This is a genomic window from Alistipes sp. UBA6068, assembly GCF_949428155.1.
Lineage (GTDB): Bacteria > Bacteroidota > Bacteroidia > Bacteroidales > Rikenellaceae > Alistipes > Alistipes muris.
Map to the genome: position 1 here is coordinate 130660 of NZ_CASQFS010000003.1, position 25701 is coordinate 156360.

19 protein-coding genes are annotated in these 25701 nt (G+C 60.4%); 7 read left to right on the forward strand and 12 right to left on the reverse strand.

The genetic code is table 11. The features are described from left to right. Positions 1-6: 6 nt before the first annotated feature. Complete coding sequence (gene dnaE / locus QVG21_RS02980) at positions 7-3954, reverse strand: DNA polymerase III subunit alpha (protein WP_287922113.1); 3948 nt, start codon at positions 3952-3954, stop codon at positions 7-9. Between the two features lie 170 nt (positions 3955-4124). Here dnaE and QVG21_RS02985 point away from each other — a divergent pair, with 170 nt between their 5' ends. After that, on the forward strand, positions 4125-4334 hold the full coding sequence (locus QVG21_RS02985) for a putative signal transducing protein (RefSeq protein WP_251213704.1): 210 nt from the start codon (positions 4125-4127) through the stop codon (positions 4332-4334). A 45-nt stretch (positions 4335-4379) separates the two neighbouring features. Here the strand turns inward: QVG21_RS02985 and QVG21_RS02990 are convergent, their stop codons facing one another. The 9 genes from QVG21_RS02990 to QVG21_RS03030 form a co-directional block, all read right to left on the reverse strand. Further along, on the reverse strand, positions 4380-5117 hold the full coding sequence (locus tag QVG21_RS02990) for a shikimate dehydrogenase family protein (RefSeq protein WP_287922115.1): 738 nt from the start codon (positions 5115-5117) through the stop codon (positions 4380-4382). A 4-nt stretch (positions 5118-5121) separates the two neighbouring features. Continuing rightward, the gene (locus QVG21_RS02995) at positions 5122-6024 is read right to left on the reverse strand and encodes a DUF368 domain-containing protein (RefSeq protein ID WP_287922117.1); all 903 of its coding nucleotides are present in this window, start codon (positions 6022-6024) and stop codon (positions 5122-5124) included. 10 nt (positions 6025-6034) lie between these two features. Further along, complete coding sequence (locus tag QVG21_RS03000; protein WP_287922119.1) at positions 6035-7639, reverse strand: S41 family peptidase; 1605 nt, start codon at positions 7637-7639, stop codon at positions 6035-6037. Positions 7640-7655: 16 nt separating this feature from the next. Then, positions 7656-8996 (reverse strand): histidine--tRNA ligase, encoded by a 1341-nt coding sequence (gene hisS / locus QVG21_RS03005; protein ID WP_251213700.1) that lies wholly within the window; start codon positions 8994-8996, stop codon positions 7656-7658. Between the two features lie 136 nt (positions 8997-9132). After that, positions 9133-10809 carry an energy-dependent translational throttle protein EttA gene (ettA, locus tag QVG21_RS03010; protein ID WP_287922123.1) on the reverse strand — a complete coding sequence of 559 codons (1677 nt, stop codon included), beginning with the start codon at positions 10807-10809 and terminating at the stop codon, positions 9133-9135. 296 nt (positions 10810-11105) lie between these two features. Next, positions 11106-11684: a rubrerythrin gene (gene rbr / locus QVG21_RS03015; protein ID WP_287922124.1), complete on the reverse strand. Its 579-nt coding sequence runs from the start codon at positions 11682-11684 to the stop codon at positions 11106-11108. Between the two features lie 73 nt (positions 11685-11757). After that, positions 11758-12792, reverse strand: a complete 1035-nt coding sequence (locus tag QVG21_RS03020; RefSeq protein WP_287922125.1) for a CapA family protein — start codon at positions 12790-12792, stop codon at positions 11758-11760. Further along, positions 12789-13094 (reverse strand): DUF4491 family protein, encoded by a 306-nt coding sequence (locus tag QVG21_RS03025; RefSeq protein ID WP_251213696.1) that lies wholly within the window; start codon positions 13092-13094, stop codon positions 12789-12791. Before QVG21_RS03025 ends, QVG21_RS03020 begins: the two co-directional genes overlap by 4 nt. 115 nt (positions 13095-13209) lie before the next feature. Further along, positions 13210-14559: a DcaP family trimeric outer membrane transporter gene (locus QVG21_RS03030; protein ID WP_251213695.1), complete on the reverse strand. Its 1350-nt coding sequence runs from the start codon at positions 14557-14559 to the stop codon at positions 13210-13212. Positions 14560-14859: 300 nt separating this feature from the next. Here QVG21_RS03030 and QVG21_RS03035 point away from each other — a divergent pair, with 300 nt between their 5' ends. From QVG21_RS03035 to QVG21_RS03060, 6 genes are all read left to right on the forward strand, one after another. After that, the gene (locus tag QVG21_RS03035; protein ID WP_251213694.1) at positions 14860-16023 is read left to right on the forward strand and encodes a metallophosphoesterase; all 1164 of its coding nucleotides are present in this window, start codon (positions 14860-14862) and stop codon (positions 16021-16023) included. Further along, positions 16014-17084 (forward strand): dihydrofolate reductase family protein, encoded by a 1071-nt coding sequence (locus tag QVG21_RS03040; protein WP_287922127.1) that lies wholly within the window; start codon positions 16014-16016, stop codon positions 17082-17084. Before QVG21_RS03035 ends, QVG21_RS03040 begins: the two co-directional genes overlap by 10 nt. 115 nt (positions 17085-17199) lie before the next feature. Continuing rightward, positions 17200-18651, forward strand: coding sequence for a TolC family protein (locus tag QVG21_RS03045; RefSeq protein WP_287922129.1), 1452 nt, complete (start codon positions 17200-17202; stop codon positions 18649-18651). Between the two features lie 12 nt (positions 18652-18663). Next, positions 18664-19653, forward strand: coding sequence for an HlyD family secretion protein (locus QVG21_RS03050; RefSeq protein WP_251213691.1), 990 nt, complete (start codon positions 18664-18666; stop codon positions 19651-19653). A gap of 3 nt (positions 19654-19656) precedes the next feature. Further along, entirely contained in the window at positions 19657-20832 is a 1176-nt protein-coding gene (locus QVG21_RS03055; protein ID WP_287922131.1) for an ABC transporter permease, read from the forward strand. A gap of 1 nt (position 20833) precedes the next feature. Then, positions 20834-22054 carry an ABC transporter permease gene (locus QVG21_RS03060; RefSeq protein ID WP_287922133.1) on the forward strand — a complete coding sequence of 407 codons (1221 nt, stop codon included), beginning with the start codon at positions 20834-20836 and terminating at the stop codon, positions 22052-22054. 58 nt (positions 22055-22112) lie between these two features. Here the strand turns inward: QVG21_RS03060 and QVG21_RS03065 are convergent, their stop codons facing one another. Beyond that, complete coding sequence (locus tag QVG21_RS03065) at positions 22113-25034, reverse strand: outer membrane beta-barrel protein (RefSeq protein ID WP_287922136.1); 2922 nt, start codon at positions 25032-25034, stop codon at positions 22113-22115. 193 nt (positions 25035-25227) lie between these two features. Further along, positions 25228-25668 carry a DUF4890 domain-containing protein gene (locus tag QVG21_RS03070; RefSeq protein ID WP_287922138.1) on the reverse strand — a complete coding sequence of 147 codons (441 nt, stop codon included), beginning with the start codon at positions 25666-25668 and terminating at the stop codon, positions 25228-25230. Between the last annotated feature and the right edge of the window lie 33 nt (positions 25669-25701).

Below are 25701 nucleotides of genomic sequence, written 5' to 3' on the forward strand. Positions count from 1 at the left end.
AGTGTTTTATGAAATCGAATAACGTATGTTGTTTTCGTCCAGATAATTAATCAACGACGAAGAAAGGCTGACCTTATGGCTTTTGGAGAAGAACCGGCTGGAAACGTTGTTCGCGGGGTCGAACAGGCTGATTCGGAAAACGGTGTCGCCTTTCGACTCGCGGACCTTCGCGGTCAGCTCCTCGACCAGCTGCCGGGTGACGTCGCCGACGGGCAGCTGCACGCTCAGCTCCTTAATCATCGTATCGCGCAGCTCCTGCAACTGGACCATCGAAATAATCTTGAACTCCAACTCCTTGTCGTTGTAGAGCCGGGGCTGCACCTTGCCGCGCACGAAAAGGAAGTAATCGGCGAAAAGGTACTTGCGGAAGTTTTCATAATCCTTGCCGAACAGCGCGAACTCGTGCGTGCCGTTGTAATCTTCGAGCGTGAACTTGCCCCACGGCTTCCCGGTCTTGGTCATCAGGTTCTGCACGCCGACGACCATGCCGGCCACGGCTATCTCCTGCCCGCGCATGGAATCGAGGTTCTCCAAATCGGAAAGCTGGGTCTTGCACATGTGGTCGATGATGACCTTGTAGTCGTCGAGCGGGTGGGCCGAGAGGTAAAGCCCCATCATTTCGCGCTCCTTGGAGAGGGTTTCCAGCTGGCTCCAATCGGCGCAGGCCGGAATGACGGGCGGCTGGATGTCGACCTGCCCGCCTCCGCCGAAAAGGCTTTGCTGGGCGTTGTTCTTCTCGGCCTGGTAACGCAGCCCATAGCGTATAAGCTGCTCCATGAAGGTGGCGCCGCTCGAATCCCGCAGGTCGGCGCCGAAGAACTTGCCGCGGTGGAACGTGGCAATCGAATCGAAAGCCCCGGCATAGGCGAGGTTTTCGAGACACTTGCGGTTGACGACGGCATAATTGACACGCTCCATGAAATCGTAGATGTCCTTGAACTTGCCGTTCCGGGTCCGCTCCTCGATGATGCTGTCGGCGGCCGCCTCGCCGACCCCCTTGACCGCAGCCAGCCCGAAACGCACGTCGCCCGCCTCGTTGGCCGAAAAGGTCTTCATGGATTCGTTGATGTCCGACCCCATGACGTTGATGCCCATGCGCTTGCACTCGTTCATGTAGATGGTGAGCTGGTCCACGCGCGTGAGGTTTCGGCTCAAGACGGCGGCCATGTATTCGGACGGGTAATTGGCCTTGAGGTAGGCCGTCTGGTAAGCCACCCACGAATAGCAGGTGGCGTGCGACTTGTTGAACGCGTAGGAAGCGAACTTCTCCCAGTCGCCCCAGATTTTTTCGAGCACCTTGGGGTCGTGGCCGTTCTTCTGGCCGCCGTGGATGAACTTGGGCTTCAGCGCGTCGAGCTTGTCCTTGAGCTTCTTGCCCATCGCCTTGCGGAGCGTGTCGGATTCGCCGCGCGTGAAGTTGGCCAGCAGACGCGACAGCAGCATGACCTGCTCCTGGTAGACCGTCACGCCGTAAGTATCCTTGAGATACTTCTCCATGATGGGAATATCGTAGACGATGGGGCTGCGGCCGTGCTTGCGGGCGATGAAATCGGGAATGTAATCCATCGGCCCGGGCCGATAGAGGGCGTTCATGGCGATGAGGTCCTCGAAAGTCGAGGGCTGCAACTCGCGCAGGTATTTCTGCATGCCGGCAGACTCGAACTGGAACGTACCGACGGTACGCCCCTCGCCGTAGAGCTTGTAAGTGGCGGGGTCGTTGATAATCGAAAAATCGTCGATATCGACCTTGATGCCCTTGTTCTGCCGGATGTTCTCGACCGCATCCTTGATGATCGACAGGGTCTTGAGCCCGAGGAAGTCCATCTTGATAAGCCCGGTATCCTCGATGACCGAACCCTCGTACTGCGTCACGAGCATCTTCTCGCCCGTCTCCTTGTCGTCGGCCGTGGCAACGGGCACCCAGTCCGTGATGTCGTCGCGGCAGATGATGGTGCCGCAGGCGTGCACGCCCGTATTGCGGACGTTGCCTTCCAGCATCTTGGCGTAGCGGATCGTATCGCTCAGAATGGGATTGTCCGACTGCTCGGCCTGCTTGAGCTCGGGCACATAGTCGATGGCGTTCTGCAAGTTGAGCTTCTTGTCGGGAATCCGGTCGGGCACCAGCTTGCAGAGACGGTCCGATTCGGAGAGCACCAATTTCTGCACGCGCGCCACGTCCTTGATAGCCAGCTTGGTGGCCATCGTGCCGTAGGTGATGATATGGGCCACCTTTTCCTTGCCGTATTTCTGCGTCACCCAGTTGAGCACGCGGCCGCGGCCGTCGTCATCGAAGTCCACGTCAATATCGGGCAGCGAAATACGGTCGGGATTCAGAAAGCGCTCGAACAGCAGGTCGTAGGCGATGGGGTCGATTTGGGTGATGCCCAGGCAATAGGCCACCGCCGAACCGGCCGCCGAACCACGGCCCGGACCCACCGAGACGTCGAGCTCCTCGCGGGCGGCGCGGATGAAGTCCTGCACGATGAGGAAGTAGCCCGGGAAACCCATCGTTTTCATGATGTGCAGCTCGAAACGCAGGCGGTCCTGGACCTCGTCCGACAGATTTTCGCCGTAACGCTTGCGGGCGCCGTCCATGGTGAGCTTGGCCAAGTAGTCGGCCTCGAACTTGATGCGGTAGAGCTTGTCGTAGCCGCCCAGCTTCTCGATTTTCTTGCGCCCCTCCTCCTCGCTCATGACGACCTGCCCGTTTTCGTCGCGCGTGAACTCGTCGAAGAGCTCCTGCTCGGTGATGCGGGCACGGTACTCCTCCTCGGTCCCGAACTCGGCCGGAATCTCGAAAGTCGGCATGATAGGGGCGTGGTCGATGGAGTAGGATTCGACCTGATTGCAGATGTCGACCGTAGTAGCCATCGCTTCGGGGTCGCTCTCGCCGAAGATGGCAGCCATCTCGGCCGTGGTCTTCAGCCACTCCTGCTTGGAGTAAAGCATGCGCTTGGGGTCGTCGAGGTCCTTGCCGGTCGAAAGGCAGATCAACCGGTCGTGCGCCTCGGCGTTGTCCTCGTCGACGAAATGGACGTCGTTGGTGCAGACCATCCGCACGCCGTGCTTCTTGGCCAGCTCGCGCAGCTGTTTGTTGACCTCCAGCTGCATGGGGTAGGCCTCGTGGTTGGCCCGCTCGACAGTGGCCTTATGGAGCTGCAATTCCAGATAATAATCGTCGCCGAAAACGCCCTTGTGCCAACGGATGGATTCCTCGGCCTTTTCCAGGTCGCCCGCCGTAATGGCGCGCGGCACCTCGCCAGCCAGGCAGGCCGAACAGCAGATAAGCCCCTCGTGGTACTTCTCGATTTCGGTCCGGTCGGTACGCGGACGCATGTAGAAACCGTCGGTCCATGCCCTGGAGACGATTTTGGTGAGGTTGTGATAACCCTTGAGGTTCTTGGCAAGCAGGATGAGGTGGTAACCGCTCTGGTCGGGCTTGCCCTCCTTGTCCTGCAAACGCCGCCGGGCAACGTAGACTTCGCAGCCGATGATGGGCTTGAAATCGGGCTGCGCCTCCAACGCGGCGATTTTCTCGCGGCCGACGGCAGGGGCGTAGCCGAACTCCTTGTGCATGATGTCGAGCTGGTCGACATGGGCCTTGGCCTTGGCGTACTTCTCGGCATCCTCGGGCGAATCGTTCTTCCGCCGCTCCATAAGCACCAGCGTGTCGCGCTGCTCGGCCACGTAAATCTGGAGGTCGGGGACCTTGCCGAGCAACTCTTCGAGCGCGGCGAGCGCCTTCTTCAGATTCTTGATGCGGTCGTGCTTCTTGTGATTCTGCTTCTGAACGTAGTTGAAGAATTCCTTGATGCCGAACATATTGCCGTGGTCGGTCACGGCGATGCCGGGCTGTCCGTCGGCCATCGCCTTGTCGACCAGCTTGGGAATACTGGCCTGACCGTCGAGTATCGAATACTGGGTATGGACGTGCAGATGGACGAATTCGGACATGGAAACAGACGATTAAATGACCGTGGAGAAATCCGCCGCCGGCCGGTTCGCCGGAGGGAACTTTTCCGCTACGGCAAATATAACGCTATTTATGCGGAATTCCTTGGCAAGGCTCTTGCAATTTATCAACAAAATGCTTAATTTTATACAACCAACCGAACCCAAGTCCTATGCAAGACGAAACGATGGTTGTACTGGCGGAGTACAACACCTCTACCGAAGCCGAAATCACGAAGTCGATGCTCGACAGCGCAGGCATCTGGTCGACGATCCGCAACGAATACATGTCGTCGATCTATCCCGTGGGCACGATGCCCGCACAGGTGGTCGTCCGCTCGGAAGACTACGACAAGGCGCACGCCATGCTGCGTCACCGCTGAAAGAAAAGCCCTGCTTCCGAGCAGGGCTTTCGCTTCGTATCCGATTTACGGATTCCAGATTTCCCAAGCCGCTTCGGCCTGCACGCGGAACATGCGTTCGCCGTTCATGACCCGGGCACCGCGCTGCTGCCCGTAGGAGAGGAACTGCGTCAGCGGCGGATTATAGACCAGGTCGAGCAGCCGGTGTGCCGGCGTCACATAGGCATAGGGAATGCGCGGGGCATCGTCGACAGCAGGGTAGGTGCCTACGGGCGTGGCGTTGACAATAAGCCGGCTCTGTTCGACGACTTCGCACGGCAGGTTATCATAAGTGCAGTTGCCTTTGGCCGCGTCGCGCGAAACCAGCGCATAGGGGATATTGCGCTCGGCCAGCGCATATTGCACCGCCTGCGAAGCGCCGCCCGTGCCGAGCACAAGCGCCTGTTCGGGCAGGTCGTCGCCCAACAGCTCATCGAGCGACGCACGCAGCCCCGCAATATCCGTATTGTGCCCCGTCAGCCGCCCGTCGGCTTCGCGGCGCACGCAGTTGACCGCACCGATCATCCGGGCGTCGAACGACAGGTTGTCCAGATAGCGCATTACCTCGCGCTTGTAGGGGATAGTAACGTTGAATCCCTCCAACTCGGGCTGCGCCCGCAGCAGTTCCGGCAGCGCATCTATGGAAGGGAGTTCGTAGAGGGCGAAAGCACAGTCGGCGATTCCCTCACGCTCGAATTTCGCCGTGAAGTAGGCCGCCGATGCCGAATGGCCCAGCGGCCGGCCGATAAGTCCGAAGCGCCGCATGGCCTTACTCCCGTTTGCGGACGATGGCCCGGGCCGCGAGCTCGATTCCGTAGATGACCATGAAGCCCGCCACGCACAGCAGCACGGCCTGCATGTCGAACCGCTCCGGCCATACATTGGCCTCGACCAGCGGCTGGATTTTGCCGTGGCTGTCGGTGTAGGTCTCCAGCACTTCTTTCCACGGCCAAACCTTGTTGAGCGAGCCTATCATGAATCCCATCAACGTGGCCACCGTCACGTCGTGCCAATGCCGGAGCAGCCACGACAGCAGATGCGAGAACGAAACGATGCCCGCCACGGCACCCGCCAGGAATAGCGCGAGCACGGGAATATTCAGCTCGCCGACCGCCTGCAAAATAAACTGGTACTTGCCCAACAGCAGCAAAATGAACGCCCCCGAAATGCCGGGAAGAATCATGGCGCAGATGGCAATGGCCCCCGACAGCATGATGAACCACCACGTCTCGGGCGTCTCGGCAGGCGAAGCCACCGTAATCCACCACGCCACGGCTATGCCCGCAAGCAAGGCAGCCGCGCTCCGCCAATCCCATTTCCCGACCTGCCGGGCCACGAGCAGCGCCGAAGCGACAATCAGCCCGAAGAAGAACGACCACACGGCCACCGGGTGGTTCGTCAGCAGGTAGGTCATCAGCCGTGCGAGCGAGAAGACGGCCGTAGCGATACCCAGCAAAACGGGCAGCAGAAACCGCCCGTTGACATGGCGCCAGAATTCCCCGAACCGCAGTCGGCCGAGCAGGCGCAGAGCCGTCAGGTCTGCCCGGCGGATGGATTCGATGAGTTCTTCGTAGATACCCGAAATAAAGGCGATGGTGCCGCCCGAAACGCCCGGCACCACGTCGGCCGTACCCATGGCACAACCCTTGAGCCACAATAGCAGAAATTTCATCCGTTATGTTTTAATCGTTTTCTTCCAATATCGGCACGGCGAGTTCCTCCCAATGCCGGAGCAGCTCCAATGCCTGCGCATAAGCGCTGTGGTCCGCCGCCGCCCCGTTGACGACCCGATAGTAGGCCCCGGTTCCGAACAGACGCTGTGCAGTCAGTGCCTTGAGCTGCACCCGCATCCGGGCGGCCGACGCAGCGAAGCCCGCTTCGTCGAACGGCACGCCCCGTTCTTCTCCGGCGGCCGCCAGTCCACGGAGCAAAGCATCGTCGGGACAATAGTTTTCGAGGAACAGCTCCTCCGCAGGGTATTCCTTTTCGAGCCGCGACCGCTCCTTTTCGAGGTAAGCGACCGCAAAATCGTTGAATACGCCCCGCCGCACCAAGGCGCCATAATAAGCCGAATAGCCCGTCGTATCCGCTTCGGCCAGCACGTCGGGCCGGATGCCGCCGCCCCCGTGGACCGGACGCCCCGTACGCAGGGTGCGGAAAACCGGCGTTCCGGCGTCGAGCGAATCGCGCACGGCATCGTCGTAGCGGCGCAGATGGTCCATATAGTATCGGCGGCGCTGTCCGTTCTGATAGGGGCGCTGAATCATCCGCCCGGACGGGGTATGATAGCGCGCCACGGTCACCCGCACGGCCGAACCGTCGTCGAGCCTCACCTGCCGCTGGACCAGCCCCTTGCCGAAGCTCGGACGCCCGACGACCACGCCGCGGTCCCAGTCCTGCACGGCGCCCGCGACGATTTCCGACGCAGACGCCGACCGCTCGTCAATCAGCACGGCCAACTTGCAGTCCAGTCCCTCGCCGTCGGCGGGCGCCGAATAGCTTCGTTCCGCCACGGCCCGGCCCTCGGTCGAGACGATGACGGCACCGCGGGGCAGGAAAAATCCGGCCATTTCGACCGCCTGTTCCAGCAGACCGCCGCCGTTGCCGCGCAAGTCGAGCAACAATTGCCGGGGCCTGCCCAGCTTGGCGTAGGCTTCGCGGAATTCGTTCATGGTCGTGCGGCCGAAACGGTTGACCTTGATATAACCTATTCCGTCGTCGACCTTGTAGGCCGCGTCGATAGTGTTCAGCGGAATCCGGTCGCGCTCGATGACGAAATGAAGCGGCGCGGGCTCTCCGTGCCGCACGACGTCGACCGCCACCCGCGAACCGCGCTTGCCGCGCAGGTATCGGGGCACGTCGGAACGCGTCAGCCCCACGGCGTCGAGCGTGTCGATACGCACAATCCGGTCGTTGGGCAGCACACCGACCCGCTCGGCCGGACCCCCGACGATGGTATTGACCACGATGACCGTATCGCGCAAAATGTTGAATTCGACCCCGATGCCGCTGAACCCGCCGTCGAAGCTCGCATCGACGGATTGCATTTCGTCGGCGCTAATATAAGCCGAATGGGGATCGAGCCGTTCGAGCATGCCTTCGACAGCCCCCTCGATCAAGGGCCCGGCGTCCACCTCGTCGACATAGAAACGGTTCAGATAACGGTAAATCTGAAAGAACTTCTGCAACTCGTCCGTCTCTTGCTTAGCGGCCGGAGGTTCACCGTGCGCCAGCAATCCGGCTCCCGAAAGAAGCACGGATGCAAGCAATAGAAAGAGCTGGCGCATAGAATTCTATCCGGTTTTATTTCAAGCTGCACGCAAGGTCGGCGAAGGCCACCTGCCGCTGCTCGCCCGAACGCATCTCCTTGAGCGTCACGACCTGCGCTTCGAGCTCCTGCGAACCGACGATGGCCACGTAAGGAACGCCCCGGCGGTTGGCGTACTCCATCTGCTTCTTCATCTTGCCCGCTTCGGGGTAGATTTCGGCGGGAACACCCGCATCGCGCAGCGCACGCAGCAAACCGAGCGACGCAGCTTCCTCCTCGGCACCGAGGTTGACGAACAGCACCCGCGTGGAGCTGTTGACCTCCTCCGGAAAGAGGTTCAGCCCGGTCATGACATCGTAGATGCGGTCGGCGCCGAACGAAATGCCGACGCCCGACATGTTGGGCATGCCGAAGATGCCCGTGAGGTCGTCATAACGGCCGCCGCCGCAAATCGACCCGATGGCGAAGTCGAGCGCCTTGACCTCGAAGATGGCCCCCGTATAATAGTTCAGCCCGCGGGCCAGCGAAAGGTCGAGGTCGACCTGCAAGCCGAGCCCGAGCCGTTCGGCATAGCCGAAGACGGTTTCCATCTCCTCGATGCCTTTCAGTCCGGTTTCGGAAGCGCCGATTACGGCGCGCAACGCATCCAGCTTCTGGCGGTTATCGCCTGCGAGCTCAAGTATCGGCTGAAGTTTCGCGACCGCCTCCGGCTCCAGTCCGCGTTCGAGCAGTTCGGCCTTGACGTTGTCGAGCCCGATTTTCTCCAACTTGTCGATGGCCACCGTTATGTCGGTCATCTTGTCGGCATGCCCGATGGTCTCGGCGATGCCGTAAAGGATTTTGCGGTTGTTCATCTTGAGCGCCACGCGGATGCCCAGCGCCCGGAACACCCGGTCGACGATTTCGATCAGCTCGACCTCGCACAAAAGCGAACGGGTGCCGATGACGTCGACGTCGCACTGGTAGAACTCGCGGTAACGCCCTTTCTGCGGACGGTCGGCCCGCCACACGGGCTGCACCTGGTAGCGCTTGAACGGGAACGCCAGCTCGCCCTGATGCTGCACGACGTAACGGGCGAAAGGCACGGTCAGGTCGTAGCGGAGGCCCTTTTCGCAGATTTTCGATGCCTGGCGCACCTCGCCGTCGGAGAGCCCGGCGGCATAATCGCCCGAATTGAGAATCTTGAAAAGGAGCTTGTCGCCCTCGTCGCCGTACTTGCCCAAGAGGGTCGAGAGATTCTCCATCGAGGGGGTTTCGAGCGGCGCGAAGCCGTAGAGCCGGAAAACGCCCCTGATGGTGTCGAAGATATAGTTGCGGCGCATCATCTCCACCGGGGAGAAGTCGCGCGTACCCTTGGGAATCGAAGGTTTCTGCATTTTACAAGGTGAAAAGTAGAAAGTAAACTTTGCGATTAAGCGAGGGCAGAGACTGCTTGCAGGCTATGCCGAGCGCAAGCAAAGTCAAAAACCCCGCAGGGGTTATTAAAAGTCAAAATACGGCTGAGGCACCTTATCAGTTTTCGATCAGTTTGCGGTATTTCACGCGGTGGGGCTCCGTATCGCCGCCCTGCGCACGCTTCCACGCTTCGTACTCGCTGTACGAACCCTCGTAGAAAACCACCTGCGAATCGCCCTCGAACGAAAGGATGTGCGTGGCGATGCGGTCGAGGAACCAGCGGTCGTGCGAAATGACGACGGCGCACCCGGCGAAGTTCTCCAGACCCTCCTCAAGCGCCCGCAGCGTATTGACGTCGATGTCGTTGGTCGGCTCGTCGAGCAGCAGCACGTTGCCTTCCTCCTTGAGCGCCAGCGCCAGATGCAGGCGGTTGCGCTCACCGCCCGACAGCACGCCGCACTTCTTCTCCTGGTCGGCGCCCGTGAAGTTGAACCGGGCGATGTAGGCGCGCGCATTGACCTGCCGGTTGCCCAGCATGATGAGGTCGGCACCGCCCGACACCACCTCGTAGACCGACTTTTCGGGGTCGATGGACTTGTGCTGCTGATCGACGTAGGCCAGCTTGACCGTAGGACCTACGCGGAACGAACCCTCGGTAGGCTGTTCGAGCCCCATAATCATCCGGAAAAGGGTGGTCTTGCCCGTACCGTTGGGACCGATGACGCCCACGATACCCGCAGGCGGCAGCGAGAAATTCAGATTTTCGTAGAGAACGCGGTCGCCGAAAGCCTTCGTGACGCCCTGCGCCTCGATGACGACGTCGCCCAGACGCGGACCGTTCGGAATGAAGATTTCGAGCTTCTCTTCCTTTTGCTTCGTGTCCTCGTTCATCATCTTGTCGTAGGCCGACAGACGCGCCTTGGACTTGGCATGACGCCCCGAGGGCGACATGCGCACCCACTCCAGCTCGCGTTCAAGGGTCTTGCGGCGCTTGGATTCCTGCTTCTCCTCCATGGCCATGCGGGCGGTTTTCTGTTCGAGCCAGCCCGAGTAGTTGCCTTTCCACGGAATGCCCTCGCCGCGGTCGAGTTCGAGAATCCACCCGGCCACGTTATCGAGGAAATAGCGGTCGTGGGTCACGGCGATGACCGTGCCCTTATACTGTTGGAGATGCTGTTCGAGCCAGTCGATGGATTCGGCGTCGAGGTGGTTGGTGGGCTCGTCCAGGAGGAGGACATCGGGCTGCTGCAACAGCAGGCGGCACAAAGCCACGCGGCGCCGCTCGCCGCCCGAAAGGACCGCAACCTTCTGGTCGGCCTCGGGACACCGCAGGGCATCCATCGCACGCTCCAATACGCTGTCCAGCTCCCAGCCGTTGGCGTGGTCGATTTTCTCGTAGAGCTCGCCCTGCCGCTCGATCATGCGGGCCATTTCGTCGTCGGACATGGGTTCGCACAACTTCATGTTGATTTCCTCGTACTCTTTCAGCAGGGCCACCGTCTCGGCGCAGCCCTCCTCGACGACCTCGCGGACCGTCTTTTCGGGGTCGAGCTTCGGCTCCTGCTCCAGGTAGCCGACCGAATAGCCGGGCGAGAAGACGACTTCGCCCTGGAAATTCTTGTCGATGCCGGCGATAATCTTCATCAAGGTCGACTTGCCCGAGCCGTTCAGACCGATGATGCCTATCTTGGCGCCGTAGAAAAACGAGAGGTAGATGTTGTTGAGCACCTTTTTCTGATTGGTGAAGGTCTTCGAGACACCCACCATCGAGAAGATGATTTTTTCGTCTGCCATATCTAATTTTGCGGAAATAATGTACAAGTATCTAAGACGGTGTCAAAGATAGCACAAGTCGAGAGCAATGCCAAATTTATTTGAGCATTGCCGAGGCGAAGTTTATCTTCTACAAAGATAGCAATAAAATGCCACGCAGGAAAATCCCGGCGCAGAAAAACGCCGATTCGGAGCGGCAGACCGCAGACTCACGGCACCCGACTAAGCCAGCTGCATCCCGGAGCGAGCCCATATAAAAAAGCACGGCACAAAACCCCGTTGGATTTCGTGCCGGCATTCGTCGGGCGCTAAATACGCTAATAGTTCTCTTTCTTCGGCTCGAAATAGGCCTGCGGATGCTGGCAGGCAGGGCATATCCCCGGTGCCTGGGAAGCCTCGCAGACATACCCGCAGTTGCGGCACTGCCACCATATTTTGCCGTCGCGCCTGAAGAAGTCGCCGTCCGAAAAGCGGCTCAGCAGCTTGAGGTAGCGTTCCTCGTGATGCGCTTCGACGGTCGAAATCATGCGGAACGCCGTGGCGATTTCCGGGAAACCCTCTTCCTCGGCGATGCGGCAAAAATCGCGGTACAAAACGTCCCACTCCTCACGCTCGCCGTGGGCCGCGGCCAGCAGATTCTCCTGCGTGGTTCCGATGGGTCCGGCGGGGTAAGCCGCCGTAATTTCGACGTCGCCGCCCTCCAGAAACTTGAAGAAGCGCTTGGCGTGTTCCTTCTCCTGGTCGGCCGTCTCCAGAAAAACCGCGGCCACCTGCTCGTATCCCTCTTTCTTGGCCTTGCTCGCAAAGAACGTGTAGCGGCTCCGTGCCTGGCTTTCGCCCGCAAAGGCTTTCAGCAGATTCTGCTCGGTGCGGGTACCCTTGATGCTTTTTTCCATGATGGTTTGCTTTTGGTTCTGCTCCCGCTGCAAAATCCGCAGCAAACCCGCCGCTCCGGCCCGTTCGGTGCACTTATAGAACCGTTCCGAGCAATGCGTCCGTATCGGCCCGGAAACGCCGGTACTGAAAGGGCAGGGACAGGGTGTCGGCGGCCTCGGGCGGCAGAACGCGGAAACCGGGTACGGCGACCCACACGGGAACGACACGCAGGGCATAGGTCATGCGGCCGCCCGGATGGCGCGTAGCGTCGATTTCGGCCATCAGCCCGCCGTCGCAGTAACGCCGCTGCTGGTTGGAGACGAAATTGCCGAGCGAATAGAGCACCACATGCGCCGAATCGGCTTCGTAAGGCTGGATGACATGGGGATGATGTCCCACGACAATATCGGCCCCGTGGCGTCTGAGAAACCCGGCCAGCTGCCTCTGCGCCGCATTTTCATGGCGCTGATACTCGTTCCCCCAATGGACGCAGACCACCACGCAGTCGACGCTGTCGCGACCAATCGCCCCCAAATCCGCCGCCATGCGCAGCGTATCTATGTGGTTGACCGTCGTACCTTTCGGGACGGGCAGCCCATTGGTGCCGTAGGTGTAGTTCAGCAGGGCGAAACGGACCCCGCGGCAAACAAGATGCAGCGGATGATTGGCCGCACGGTCCAGGCTGTCCGCGAAAGTTCCGGTGTGACGGATGCCGCAGCGGTTCAGTTCCTCGACGGTCGTCCGGATGCCCACCGCATCGCCGTCGCAACAATGATTATTGGCCAACGTGGCAACGTCCACCCCTGCGTCGGCCAGCGCATCGGCCAACGCCACGGGTGAACGGAACCTCGGATAGCCCGTGTAATGCGAGGAGCGGGTGAGGGTGGTTTCCAGGTTGACCACCGTCAAATCGGCCGCCCGGAACCAGGGCCGCACAGCCGCAAAAGTTTCCGTATAGTCGAAGCCCGTTTCCCGCCGGGCCGCCGCGACCTGCGGCAGATGCTGCATGACGTCGCCCGTGAAGAGCAGCCGGACCGTCACCGGACGCTCCGGGTTCGGGGCAGGCGCCGGAACGAAATCGCAGCCTGCCAGCCAAAGCAGCAGGAAATAGCCCGTCAGCCGTTTCATTCGCTCCGCCTTTCCTTTTTGGGAAACCACCCTTTGGCGACCCGCCTGCGCTGCTCGAACAGCTCGCCGATCGACCAGAACGACGACGCGCCCCACACGGCCAGCAGGGTAGACCACAAAATATGGCGCACGGCGACGGAAGCCGCAACGGCCGCCGCCCCCATGACGAGAAACACCCACCAGCACCGCACGCCGAAATGATATTCGCCCTTGATGACCAAAGGATGGAACAGACCGATAATCAAAAACGTGGCGACGCCGATTACCAGTCCCGTCAGATTGTATTGAGCCAGAAAATCCATGTTTGCAAAGATAGCGATAATAAGACAAATATTTCGGCTTTGCCCAAAACAGCAAAAAAAACGGGCGGTTCCCCCTCGGGAGCCGCCCTGCGAAAAAACGGGGTGTCTTTTCGGTTTAGAAGCTGTACTGAACCATCAGGTTGACGCGGTTGGCGTGGTTGCGGTCGGTAACCATGTTCTTGCGCGTGCCGTAGAGGTACTCGGCGGCGAAGCGGAAGCGCGACGAGAGGTGGTAGCAGATGTTGCCGAAGATATACTGACCCTGGCGATACTCGTTGTCGGCATAGAAACCGTTCTTATGCTCGACGCGAACCATCGAATAACCGCCCGAGAGAGCTACGCGGCGCGAAAGGTTGATCTGCGCGGCAGCCTGCCAGGCCCACATGGGCGTGGTCTGGATGCGCTCGGCATGCTCGGGGTTGGGCGTGAAGTCGAGGCCCGAACCGGTCAGGTCCTGAATATAGGGAGTGATGCCCTTGCCATAGATACCGTTCATGAAGAGTACTACCGGACGGGCCACCTTGATACGGCCGCTGAACTGGGCGCCCCAGCCGAGCAGCGTGGTGTTGTTGCCCGTGCGGGCGTTGTGGAGGTACATGTCGCGGATGACACCCGATACGCGGATGTGGCTCTCGCGGTTGTTGCCCCATGCCAGCTGCAAGTAGGCCGGGAAATCGGGCACGCGCTGGCGCAGCGGCGTGTAGTAGTCGCTGTAGGTGCCGCTCACGTTGGGCATTTCGGCTGCGATACCGAAGGTCATGCGGTCGCGGGCGAAGGTCACCTCGTAGCGGATCATCGTGGCGAAGTTGAAGTTATAGGCGTTGGGACCCCGGAAATCGACGGTCATGGGCGCAGCCTGCAGGTCGCAGAAAGTCGTCACGTCGCGACCCAGCGTAAAGCCGCCGAGCGAAACGTAGGCCGAACGCAGACGGGGCGTGTAGCTGCCCTCGCGGCCGCCGCGGAAATCGGCATCCATGAAGACGATGACACGGCCGAGCACGCCCGAATTGGTAATCGACTTCAGGAAGACGCGCGAGGTCGAGGCATCCATCATGAGCTTCTGACGCGTGTTGTAGCCGCCCGGAATCGGAATGTCGTAAGGTACGAAGTCGATGTTGTCCGAAATGCCGTTGAAGTCGTAGCCCGCACGCAGGGTCACCGAACCGCCCAGAGCCAGCGAGAAACGGTTGTCCTTCGTCGTGAAAACGAACTGCGGTTTGGCCGCCTGCTGGAATCCGTAACGATGGGTTTCATCGTAGTCCTTGATGGCGTTGTTCACGGCCGCGCGGTTGCGTGCGATGGCCTCCTGTGCCGCACAGCCGCAGCCGATGTTCTCGGTCTCCTGCACGGAGATCAGATAAACCGTCGGCGAGTACTCACCCTCGGGGGCTTGGTTCGAGTAGCGCTGCGCCGAGGCGGAAGTTGCGAGCAGCAGAGCCGCAGTCAAAAGTCGAAATGTTTTCATAAGCCGAATAAAATTTGGTTTTTTAATGAATTCTCACGTTTTGCATTTGGAATACAACGGGTTAATTTCACCCGGCAAATTAGCAAGTTGTATGCCAAAAGCCGACAGCGCAAATCGGATTCGCTGGAAGATACCTCAAAACGCACTCTTCGTTACAGCCGCACGACGGCGGAGCAAGAACATGCCGATGCAAGTTTGCTTTTGCAGGCGGCTTGCGTTATCTTTGTACCGACAAGCCATCGGCAGCGACACGCCGCTTCGGCATCCGGTTTGCAGCCGACCCCTTTATATTTTATAGGTATGCTTTTTTCGATTTCGATTCTGATAGGCCTCTGCACCATAGCCGCCGACATGCACCACTACCGCCGCATGCGGCGCGAAGGCGCCGGCACGCTAAGACGCCGGCTGTTCATCGTATGGGCTTCTCTGACCAACTCGCTGCCCTTGGTCGTAGCTGTCACCAGCCTGTTGCTGTGCGACCATTCCACCACCTACATCCGGTGGTCGATGTGGATATTCTGGGTTTGGATAATTGCCTTGTTTCCGCGAATCGGATTCTATGCGCTCAACGCCCTGCATCGCCCCCGGCTCGGCATCCTGGCGGGTTTCGGTATCGCCGTCCTCATGATTTGGGGTGCGACCGCAGGACGCACGACTTTGCGGATCAACAAAATAGAGGTGTGTTCCGAGCGGCTTCCCGCGAGTTTCGACGGGCTGCGTATCGTTCAGCTGACGGATATTCACGTCGGCACGCTGGTACATCCCGACCGCGAGTTGCAGCGGCTCGTCGACAGCGTCAATGCGCTGAAGCCCGACCTGATCGTCTTCACGGGCGATTTGGTCAACATCCGTTCAAGCGAGCTGGAGCCCGACGTCATGCAGATACTGGCCCGGTTCGCGGCTCCGGTTTATTCGGTCACAGGCAACCACGACATCGGCAGCTACATCAAGGACACCATCCGGCTGCCCAAAGCCGAAAGCCTGGCGCAGGTCATCGAGCGGCAAACGCAAATGGGGTGGCAGGTACTCCAGGACACCACCGTCTACCTGCACCGCGGCAATGACAGCATTTCGCTGTCGGGCATCTCGTTCGACCCGGCATTATACAAGCTCCGCCACGCCTCGGACCTGCATTCTCCGACCTTGGCGAAAGCCTATACGGACGTGCCCGAAGCAATCTACAACCTCACGGCCGTCCATCTTCCCCAGCTGTGGCCGCAGATTCGCAACATCGGCCGCGGCGACCTCACGCTGGCGGGCCACGTGCACAGCATGCAGATGAAAATCCGGATTTTCGGCCATAGCTTCTCACCCGCCGCCTGTCTCTACGAGCAGTGGAGCGGCCGTTACGACGCTGACGGCAAGACGCTCTACATCAACGACGGCATCGGCTACGTGGGTTATCCCATGCGGCTCGGCGCCTGGCCCGAAATCACGCTCATAACCCTGCGCCGATGTTCGTAACCCTCTCCGCTGCCGTCACGGCCGACGGCTTCATGGACGACCGCACGCCCCGGCGGCTGTTGGTTTCGACGCCCGGGGACATGGCCGAAGTCTATCGGCTCCGGGCCGAACACGACGCAATTCTCGCCGGGGCCGAAACCCTGCGCCGCGACAACCCGGCCCTGCTGCTTCGCGACCCCGAAGCACGCCGTCGGCGCACGGAGCTCGGACTGCGGCCCGACCTGGCGAAAATCACGCTGACATCCTCCGGGAACCTCGACCCGTCGATGCGCTTTTTCACCGAGGGCGACGCCGACATCTACGTATTTTCCCCCCACGGCCTGCCCCATTTGAAAGGCGTTGCCGAAGTCATTCCAGCCGACACGCCCTTATCGGCCCGCGCCATCGTCACCGAATTGGAGAAGCGCGGCATCCGGCGGCTTTTCGTCGAGGGCGGCGCCCGCGTGCTCCGCATGTTCCTCGCCGAGGGCATGGCCGACACCCTGCGTCTGGCCGTCAATCCGGCGCTGCGGCTTGGCGAGGAGGGCAGGGCGCACTTCGCTTTCGCCCCCTCCGGCGATATTCCCTGCAAACACGAACGCTTCGGCAGCATGGAAGTGACCCAATGGCAGCTGAAGCCCGACACCGCCGAAACCGACCTCCACTATCTGCGCATGGCGGTCTCAGAGAGCCGCAAATGCACGCCCTGCGCAACGTCCTATTGCGTCGGCGCGATTATTGTCGCTTGCGACGGTGCCGTTTTCCGCGGCTACACCCACGAGACCTCGCCGACGCACCACGCAGAACAAGAAGCCATTGCCAAGGCGCTGGCGGCAGGCGCCGACCTCCGCGGCGCGGCGATTTATTCCTCGATGGAACCTTGCTCGCAGCGGGCCAGCGAACCCGAAAGCTGCACGCAGCTGATTCTGCGCCACGGCTTCGCACACGTGGTGTTCGCTCTCTACGAACCCGACCGCTTCGCATGCTGCCGCGGAGCGCTGACCCTGCGCGAAGCGGGTGTCGACGTCCGGTTCCGGCCCGAGCTCGCCGACGAGGTGCGCGCCGCAAACGCCCATCTGTAACGGCGAACGGTCGCAGATTTACACCCATAAGGACCTAAAAATGTTCTAAAATACCTATCAGAGAAAAACATATCCGATATATCGCTATATTTGCTTCCCACAATTGACAAATCCTATGAGAACAGCACTCAAGACCCTCCTTTCGGCAGCGGCGCTCTTCCTGCTGGCGCCTGCGCCGGCCCAGCAGCCCGCCGCGCTTTCGCTCGAAGAGGCGATTGCGGCCACGCTCGCGGACAACCCCGCCGTCAGGGCGGCCGAATACGAAGAGCGGGCCGCCGTCCAGGAACGCCGGGCCACCATCGGTCTGCGCATGCCGCAGATCAACGTGGTGGGGGCCTATGCCTACCTGGGCAAGGACATCGGGTTCGATTTCAACGAAATGAAAACTCCCGTCAAGGGCTTCGCCGGGCAGATACTCGGCAGCGGGCTGGTGCCGCCGCAGATGATTCCGCAGATTCAGCAGCTCCTCGACCCGATGCTCAACGCCGATTGGTTCCTCAAGATACAGGACCGCAGTCTCGGCACCGTCGGCGGGCAGGTGACCCTGCCTATCTGGCTGGGCGGTAAAATCAACGCCGCGAGCCGCGCCGCCAAAATCCAGGAGCGCACTGCCGTCGCGCAGAGCGACCAGACGCGCAACGCCTTGGTCTCGGAGCTCGTCGAGCGCTATTTCGGTCTTTCGCTGGCCTTGCAGGTGGTCGACGTCCGGCAGCAGGTGGTCGACGGCGTGCGGAAGCACCTGGAAGACGCCATCGCGCTTGAGGAAAACGGCATGATTGCCAAAAGCGAACGGCTCTACGTGGAGTTCAAGATGGCCGAAGCCGAGCGCGAGCTGGCCAACGCCCGCCTGCAGGCACAGACCATTTCAAGCGCCTTGCAGAATACGCTCAACCGCAGCGGCGAGACGCTCCCGCTGACTTCCATGTTCATCGTCGACCGCATCGAGGAGCTGAGCTATTACCAGGACCTCGCCGCCAAGTACAACCCCCTGCTCAACCAGGTCGCCCTGAAGCACGACCTCGCACAGGAGGGCGTCAAGCTCCAGCGCAGCAACTTCATGCCGCAGGTGGTGGCCATGGGCGGCGGTTCGTTCTACAACTACCAGGTCACGGGCATCGTTCCCCGCTGGGCCGTGGGCGTGGGGGTCAACTTCAAGATTTTCGACGGTCTGAACCGCGAATACAAATACTCGGCGGCCAAGCAGACGGTGCGCCGGGTCGGCGAGCTACAGAACAAGGCCGAAAAGGATATTTCGGTGCTGGTCGAACAGCTCTACAACCAGCTTCTCAACTACCGCAACCAGATGACCTCCATCGACGCGTCGCTGACTTTCGCCGAGGAGTATCTGCGCATGAAAAACGCCGCTTTCCTGGAAGGCATGGCCTCGTCGTCGGACCTCATCGACGCCGAACTGAATCTCGCAGGCGTGCGGGCCGAGCGGCTGCAGGCGGCTTTCAATTACGACAAGCTGCTGGCCCAGCTGCTCGAAGCGGCCGGCATCAGCGAAGAATACGCCTCCTATGCCCGCCGCGACAACGCCCGGGCCATCCATTTCGACAAGAAATAAAAACAGATTGATATGAAACGCAAGAACATTATCGCCATCATCGCCGCCGCCGTGGTCATCATCCTTGCGGTGGTGCTCATCAGCCGGTATCTGACCAAACACACGCCGATGCTGATTCAGGGTACGGTGGAGTGCACGACCTACAAAGCCTCGTCGAAAGTCCCCGGCCGCATCGACTGCATGAAGGTGTCGCAGGGCGAACGCGTCGAAAAGGGACAGCTGCTCTACGTGCTCTCGACACCCGAGCTCGACGCCAAGCTCCAGCAGGCCGAAGCCGTCAAGAGCGCGGCATCGGCTTTGGACGCCGCAGCTGTCGCAGGAGCCCGCACCCAGCAAATCGAAGCGGCGCAGAACATGTGGGAAAAGGCGCAGGCCGGGCTGGAGCTGGCCCGCAAGACCTATGAACGCGTCAAGAACCTCTACGACCAGGGGGTAGTCCCGGCGCAGAAGCTGGACGAGGCTTCGGCCAACTACGAAGCGATGAAAGCCACGGCGCAGGCCGCCAAGGCCCAATATACGATGGCCCGCGACGGCGCCCGCAAGGAGGACAAGGAAGCGGCCGCCGCAAAAGTCCGCCAAGCCGAAGGGGCCGTGAACGAGGTGGAATCCTACATCAACGATGCCATGGTCTACTCACCCGTCACGGGCGAAGTCTCGACCATCATCGCTGAGCAGGGCGAACTCGTCGGGAGCGGCTACCCGGTCGTAGCCATTCTGGACACGAGCGACATGTGGGTGACTTTCAACGTGAAAGAGACCCTGCTGCCCCATATCAAGGTCGGCACCCGCATGACAGGCTACATTCCGGCCCTCGGCTACGACACCGAATTCGAGGTGACCTACATCGCCGTGCAGGCCGACTTCGCCACCTGGGCCGCCACCCGCACGCAGGGCGGATTCGACATCCGCACCTTCGCCGTCAAGGCCCGCCCCGTGGGCGGTGTCATGACCCTGCGCCCGGGCATGAGCGTGCTGGTCGACTGGGATCAATTCGAGAAGTAGGGCATGGGCTTCCTGCGCAATACCCGCGACGCACTCGGGCGCGAACTCCGACGGCTGACGCACCAGCCCATGTACTTCGTGCTGATGTTTCTGCTGCCGCTCCTCTCGTTCGTCTTCTTCGCCGTCCTTTTCCAGAAGGGCGTGGCGCGCGACATTCCCATAGCGGTCCTTGACCAGGACCGCTCGACCCTCTCGCGCAAGGTGACCCAGATGATCGAGGAGACCCCCACGGCGCTGGTCGCCTACGGCATCCAGTCGATGGACGAGGGCGAACGGCTCATGCGCGAGGGGCGTATTTCGGCCGTCGTGCAGATTCCGGCGTTCTTCGAGAAGAACATTCTGAGCAACAGCCAGACCCATATCGAAGCCTACATTTCGGGCTCGAACATCACGGTCAACGGTCTCTTGTCGAAAGACATACAGACCGCCGTGACCATGTTTTCGGCCGGCATCCAGATTCAGCTGCTCACCAAGCAGGGACTTACCGAGCGGCAGGCGATGGCGCAGCTTCAGCCCGTGCGGTTCGACAAGCACGTGCTGTTCAACCCCTATATCAACTACGGGTATTATCTGTCGCCGAGCTTCATGCCGATGATGCTGCTTATCTTCATCGTCATGGTGACGGTCTTTTCCATCGGCACGGAACTCAAGAACGGCACGGCCCGCGAGTGGCTCGCGTCGGCCGACGATTCGATGGGGGCGGCGCTCTTGGGCAAGATGCTTCCCGTCACCGTCATCATGTTCCTGCTGTCGCAGGTCATGTTCGTCATCATCTTCAAGGTGGTGGGCGTGCCGCTCAACGGCAGTTTCACGCTGATTCTGACGGGTACGCTGCTGTTCATTCTCAGCTACCAGTCCATTTCGGTGCTGATTGTCTCGATCATGGCCAACCTGCGTCTTTCGCTCTCGCTGGGCGGAGGTTATTCGGTGCTGGCCTTCACCTTCTCGGGACTGACGTTCCCGATTATGGCCATGTACCCCGCCATGCGCGCGGTGAGCAAGCTCTTTCCGTTCACCTACTACACCGACCTGTTCGTCGACCAGATGCTGCGCGGGGCTCCGGCCCGCTGTTCGCTGCCCGACTTGGGGTGCATGGCGCTTTTCATCGTCTTACCGTTTCTGTGCCTGCGGCGTCTGAGACGTCTTTGCACGGAAGAAAAATTCTGGGGGAAATCGTAGCATGAACCGTTTCGCACGACAACTCAAATCCTACGGTCAGCAGCTGCGCGCCGTCATGGCCAACGAATACCGCACGATTTTCTCGGACGGCGGCGTCATGCTGATTCTGATTTTCGCGCTCTTTATCTACGCCACGGCCTATTCGCTGGCCTACGCGCCGCAGGTCCTGCGCAACGTGCCCATCGGTGTCATCGACCTGAGCCGGACTTCGACGAGCCGTGCGCTGACCGAGACCTTCAACGCCGGGCCGAATACCTACGTAGCTTATCAGCCCGCCGACATGGCGGAGGCCAAGAAGCTCTTCTTCGACCGCGAAATCTACGGCATCGTCTACATTCCGTCGGACTACGAGGAAAAACTGCTCGGCGGACAGCAGGCCGTTGTGGCCATCTACTGCGACGCGAGCTACTTTCTGATGTACAGGCAGGTCTTCCAGGAGGTGGTGACCACTATCGGCAACACCGGGGCGATGGTCGAGTTCCAGCGGCTGATAGCCAAAGGGGCCAACATCCCGCAGGCGCAGGCCACCACACAGCCCGTCATCTACCAGGCCCGCAACATTTTCAACCCTTACCTGGGCTACGGCACCTTCGTCATGCCCGCCATCATCATGGTCATCATCCAGCAGACCATGCTCATCGGCATCGGCATGATCGGCGGCACCTGGCGCGAACACGGGCTCTACCACAAACTCTGTCCGGCGGGGCGGCGGCACATGTCGACGCTGCCCATCGTGCTGGGACGCGGACTGGTCTACGCGTCGCTCTACGCCGTGACGTGTTTCTACATCCTCGGGCTGCACTATCGGCTGTTCCATTATCCGATGAACGGCGCCACGGGCACGATTCTGCTGTTCATGGCCGTCTACATGGCCGCGTGCATCGGCTTGAGCATCGCCGTGTCGACGTTGTTCCGCTACCGCGAGAATTCGCTGCTGTTCCTGCTGTGGACTTCCATTCCGCTGCTGATGCTCAGCGGTGTGTCGTATCCGCGCGAGGGCATTCCCGACTGGCTTTTCCAGTTCGGACAGCTATTTCCCAGCAGCCACGGCGTCAACGCGTTCATCCGCATCCAGACCATGGGGGCCTCGCTCTCGGAGGTCTTCGCCGAAATCAAGGCGCTGGTCATCCTGGCCGTCATCTACGGCGGGCTGGCGTGCATCGGCACCCACCTGGTCATCCGCCGCGAGGGCGGCTGCGCGTGCAGCGCTCCGGAAAAGTAAAGCACCTTTCCCTCCATAGAAAAACCCCGCCTGGCAGGCGGGGTTTTCTCGCAGCACGTTATCTCGGACCGTGGAACGCACCCGGAGGAGGACCGCCCGCACCGGGACCTGCCCCGCGCCGGGTCGGCTGGGCCATGCCGTCGTAATCCTTGATGTCGCGGGAACCTCTCTTGCCGAAGTGGCGCAGGTTATAGGTGAACTGCACCATATAGTAGCGGCCCACCACGCTGTTGGTGGCGTTCTGCGTCCAGCCCGAGCCGACCGTGCGGACGAACGACTTGTTCTGGTTGAAGATGTCGTTGACACCGATCATGATTTCGCCGCGCTGGTTGCGGAACACCTTTTTGCCGATCCATGCGTTGCAAAGCAGATAGTCGTCGTTGTAGTTGTTCGTGAAGCCGACATACTGCGTGTAGGCGGCGCTCGCCGTGAGGGTGAAGCCCAGCGGGAAGACCACTTTCAGATTGCCCTGCGCCGAGTGGTTGAAATAGCGGTTCTTGCCGGCCACCGCATCCAGCGAGTTCTTGGCTTCGTTGTAGGTGCCGTTCCACGAAAGGGTGAAGTCTACGTTCTCCGAAATGTTGCTGCCCAGCACGGCCCGGAAATTATAGCCCATGTTGCCCGTTTCGTTGCGCTTGCCGTCTATCCGGCTGGGGGTCAGCGAGTAGATGATGCCCGCCATGACGTTGAAGTTGCTCTTCAGAAAGCCTATCGGGAAACCGTAGCTCACGTGGGTCATCAGGTTCCAGTAGCCGCTCATGTTGACCGGACGCGAATACTGGAGGTAGGAGTAGTTGGCATCGACACCCGGAATCTCCACCGTCCCGTTGTAGCGCACATCGTTGGTGATGTAGTTCGACGCCGCCTGCATCGAGAACATCCACATGAACGTGCGGCCTTTCTCCACGTTGGAATTGGTGTAGTGGAAGTTGACCCGGTGGTTGTACGACGGATTCAAGCCGGGATTACCGCTCGAAATATATTGCGCATCGGATATGTCGAAAATGCTTTGCAGCTGGGTGACTTCCGGATTGTTCGTGTAGGACGATACGAAAAGGCGCAGCGAGTTTTCGCGGTTGATATTGAGCTGTCCCATCATAAAATAGAGCACGTTGTCGTAGTTGTGCCTGATTTTCTCCGCATCGGTCTGCATCACCTGGCCGTCGAGCGACGAGCGCTGATAGTAGACGTTGGCCACGAACGTATTGCGTTCCTTGGAGTAGCGGAAGCCCGGTCCGACGCGCTGGGTCAGGTAGTTGCTTTCGTAGGTGTTGGAAAGCGCAGGCATCGGGGCGATTCCGGCGATGGAAAAGTCGGCGCCCGTTTCATAGCTTTTCTTGTCGCGCTCCTGGTGTTCGTAGGCCGCCCGATATTGGAACGAGAGCTGCGCAAACTTGCTCACGGGTTCCGTATAGGTGAACTCGCCGCGCAGCGCCAGCGTGGACGAGGGGGCCATGCTGCGCAGGTAGCGCAGCTGCGTGTAGGAGTCCGCATCCCATCCCCACGGTGCATCGGCGCCATCGGGACGCAATGGCAATACGGGCGCCACGTTGGAATACGAGTTCGAGTTGTTGGTGAAGTCCGAATAGCGGAACATCCCGTCGACGGTTATCGTCCGGCCTGGTTTGCCCAGCTTGGCGCGATAGATGGCGTTCGTCCGGACGTTGTAGCCCGAGCGGGCGCTCTTGCTGAAGGTGTCGGTCGGGGAGTAGCCGCTCTCGCCGTACTGCCAGCCTGTCGTCCGGCTCAGCGGGTCGTTGGACTGGAAGCTGAATCCCGGCCGGATCATCAGATTGTGGTTCGGCGATATTTTCCATTCCAGCCGCGCATTGAAGCGGTGGTTGTAAGCCTGCGTGTCGGAACTTCCGCGGGTCGACAGGGTGTCGATGCTGGGGGTTTCGTACCACTTCTCCACGGTCGATTCGTTTTCCGTGTGGGTGTTGTTGAAGAAATAGCTGCCCTGGAAAGTCACCTGGTCCCTCTTGCCCCACGTGTCGGAATAGTTCACTCCGACGGCGTTGACCGTCGCCACACCGCTCTGCGGCCGCACCATGTACTGGCCCACGCCGCCGCGGCGTCCGCCGCCCGTATTGCCCGAGACGCCCAGAATGTCCTCGAACGAGAAATTCTGCTGGTTGACGTTGTTGAAGAGCCCGATGACCGATATGCGGCTGTCGCCGCTGAAAATGTTGGCATTGCCGCCCGCCAGATACTTGAAGCGGTCCCCGGTCTTGGTGTCGGCGTCGTAGCCCAGTCCGGCGTAGAACTTGCCGAACTGCCCCTGCCGCATGTTCTTGTGCGTGACGATATTGATGGCTTTGTAGCCCTCGCCGTCGTCCATGCCCGAAAATTCCGCGGCATCGCTCAGCTTGTTGTAGACTTCGATGCGGTCCACCGCCTGCGCAGGCAGCGACTTGATGGCCGTCGTGACATCTTCGCCGAAGAATTCCTTGCCGTCGACGAAGATTTTCTTCACCTCCTCGCCCTGCGCTTCGACCGCTCCGTCCGTAATCGTGATGCCCGGCATCTTCTTCAGCAGTCCCTCCACATCGGCGTCGGCCACCACCTTGAACGCCCCGGCGTTGTAGCTCACCGTGTCGCCTTTCTGCGAGGTACGCAGCGTCTTGGCTTCCTTGACCACGGCTTCGATTTCCACACCGGGCCTGAGCCGTATTTCGCCCAGATTCTGCCGGGGAGCCGCTACCGTGAAGGTCGTTTCGTAGTTGTTGTAGCCGAGGAACGACACCGACAGCGTATATTCACCGTAGGCGAGCGACGGCATCGAAACGGCCCCTTTGTAGGCCGACATGAAATGTTGCTGTTTGTCCGGTGCGGCCACGGGCGCCACCGTCAGCACGGCACCGGGTACCATGTCGCCCGTTTCGGCGTCGAGGACCGTAGCCGTGACGGCGCCTTTGCGTTGGGCGGAAGCCGCCGCGGCCGCCAGCGTAAGCAGGGTAGTAAGCAGTATTTTTCTCATCTTGAATCGGGTAACGCAATTTTCGCAGCGCGAAGTTAACTTATTTTGGCCGGACTTCCAGCGGCGGCAGGGCGAATCGCCCAAAAAGAGGGGTCAACCGCCCGCCACCGCCGGGCACAAACGCCGCGGCCCCCTGGCTGCTTTTCGGCAGATTCGGAAGCCGCGGCCGGACGTCAAGTGCCGGTTCGTATCGCTATCGGGCCCGCTGGCTATTGTCGCAGGGTCTGTCCGCTCTCTTGCAGTCTTTGTTCTGCTTGCAGCACTCCTTCTGCATCTTGCCGCGGTGCGCTCCGGGCATGGGGCCCTGCATCTGCGACCACTTCACGAACTGGTCGGTCGTCAGCAGCGATTTCATCTGCTCGGCTTCGGCCTGGCGGTTCTTGCGCATTTCGGCGTGCATGGCTTCCATCCGCTGAATCCGTTTCAGATTGAGCGCATAGACTTGCTTGGCCTGCGCCTCGTCCAGCCCCAGTTCTCGGGTCATCCGTTCGGTCTGACGCTGTGCCATCTGTTCGACGGTGGGGCGTTCCTTGGGCTGCATCCGCCCGTTTTTCGGATTGTTGTTCTGCGCCGAGGCGGCCGACCCTGCCAGCAGGCAAAGCGCTGCGGCAACTGCAATAATACGTTGTTTCATAGCTCTGATGAATTTTAAGTTATGGTTCTCCGA

Coding starts and splice junctions, on each gene's coding strand:
- QVG21_RS03065 (WP_287922136.1), bottom strand. CDS start 25,034: ATGAGAAAAATACTGCTTACTACCCTGCTTACGCTGGCGGCCGCGGCG.
- QVG21_RS03035 (WP_251213694.1), top strand. CDS start 14,860: ATGCTTTTTTCGATTTCGATTCTGATAGGCCTCTGCACCATAGCCGCC.
- QVG21_RS02990 (WP_287922115.1), bottom strand. CDS start 5,117: ATGCGGCGCTTCGGACTTATCGGCCGGCCGCTGGGCCATTCGGCATCG.
- QVG21_RS03070 (WP_287922138.1), bottom strand. CDS start 25,668: ATGAAACAACGTATTATTGCAGTTGCCGCAGCGCTTTGCCTGCTGGCA.
- QVG21_RS02985 (WP_251213704.1), top strand. CDS start 4,125: ATGCAAGACGAAACGATGGTTGTACTGGCGGAGTACAACACCTCTACC.
- QVG21_RS03055 (WP_287922131.1), top strand. CDS start 19,657: ATGGGCTTCCTGCGCAATACCCGCGACGCACTCGGGCGCGAACTCCGA.
- QVG21_RS02995 (WP_287922117.1), bottom strand. CDS start 6,024: ATGAAATTTCTGCTATTGTGGCTCAAGGGTTGTGCCATGGGTACGGCC.
- QVG21_RS03000 (WP_287922119.1), bottom strand. CDS start 7,639: ATGCGCCAGCTCTTTCTATTGCTTGCATCCGTGCTTCTTTCGGGAGCC.
- hisS (WP_251213700.1), bottom strand. CDS start 8,996: ATGCAGAAACCTTCGATTCCCAAGGGTACGCGCGACTTCTCCCCGGTG.
- dnaE (WP_287922113.1), bottom strand. CDS start 3,954: ATGTCCGAATTCGTCCATCTGCACGTCCATACCCAGTATTCGATACTC.
- QVG21_RS03050 (WP_251213691.1), top strand. CDS start 18,664: ATGAAACGCAAGAACATTATCGCCATCATCGCCGCCGCCGTGGTCATC.
- rbr (WP_287922124.1), bottom strand. CDS start 11,684: ATGGAAAAAAGCATCAAGGGTACCCGCACCGAGCAGAATCTGCTGAAA.
- ettA (WP_287922123.1), bottom strand. CDS start 10,809: ATGGCAGACGAAAAAATCATCTTCTCGATGGTGGGTGTCTCGAAGACC.
- QVG21_RS03030 (WP_251213695.1), bottom strand. CDS start 14,559: ATGAAAACATTTCGACTTTTGACTGCGGCTCTGCTGCTCGCAACTTCC.
- QVG21_RS03040 (WP_287922127.1), top strand. CDS start 16,014: ATGTTCGTAACCCTCTCCGCTGCCGTCACGGCCGACGGCTTCATGGAC.
- QVG21_RS03020 (WP_287922125.1), bottom strand. CDS start 12,792: ATGAAACGGCTGACGGGCTATTTCCTGCTGCTTTGGCTGGCAGGCTGC.
- QVG21_RS03060 (WP_287922133.1), top strand. CDS start 20,834: ATGAACCGTTTCGCACGACAACTCAAATCCTACGGTCAGCAGCTGCGC.
- QVG21_RS03045 (WP_287922129.1), top strand. CDS start 17,200: ATGAGAACAGCACTCAAGACCCTCCTTTCGGCAGCGGCGCTCTTCCTG.
- QVG21_RS03025 (WP_251213696.1), bottom strand. CDS start 13,094: ATGGATTTTCTGGCTCAATACAATCTGACGGGACTGGTAATCGGCGTC.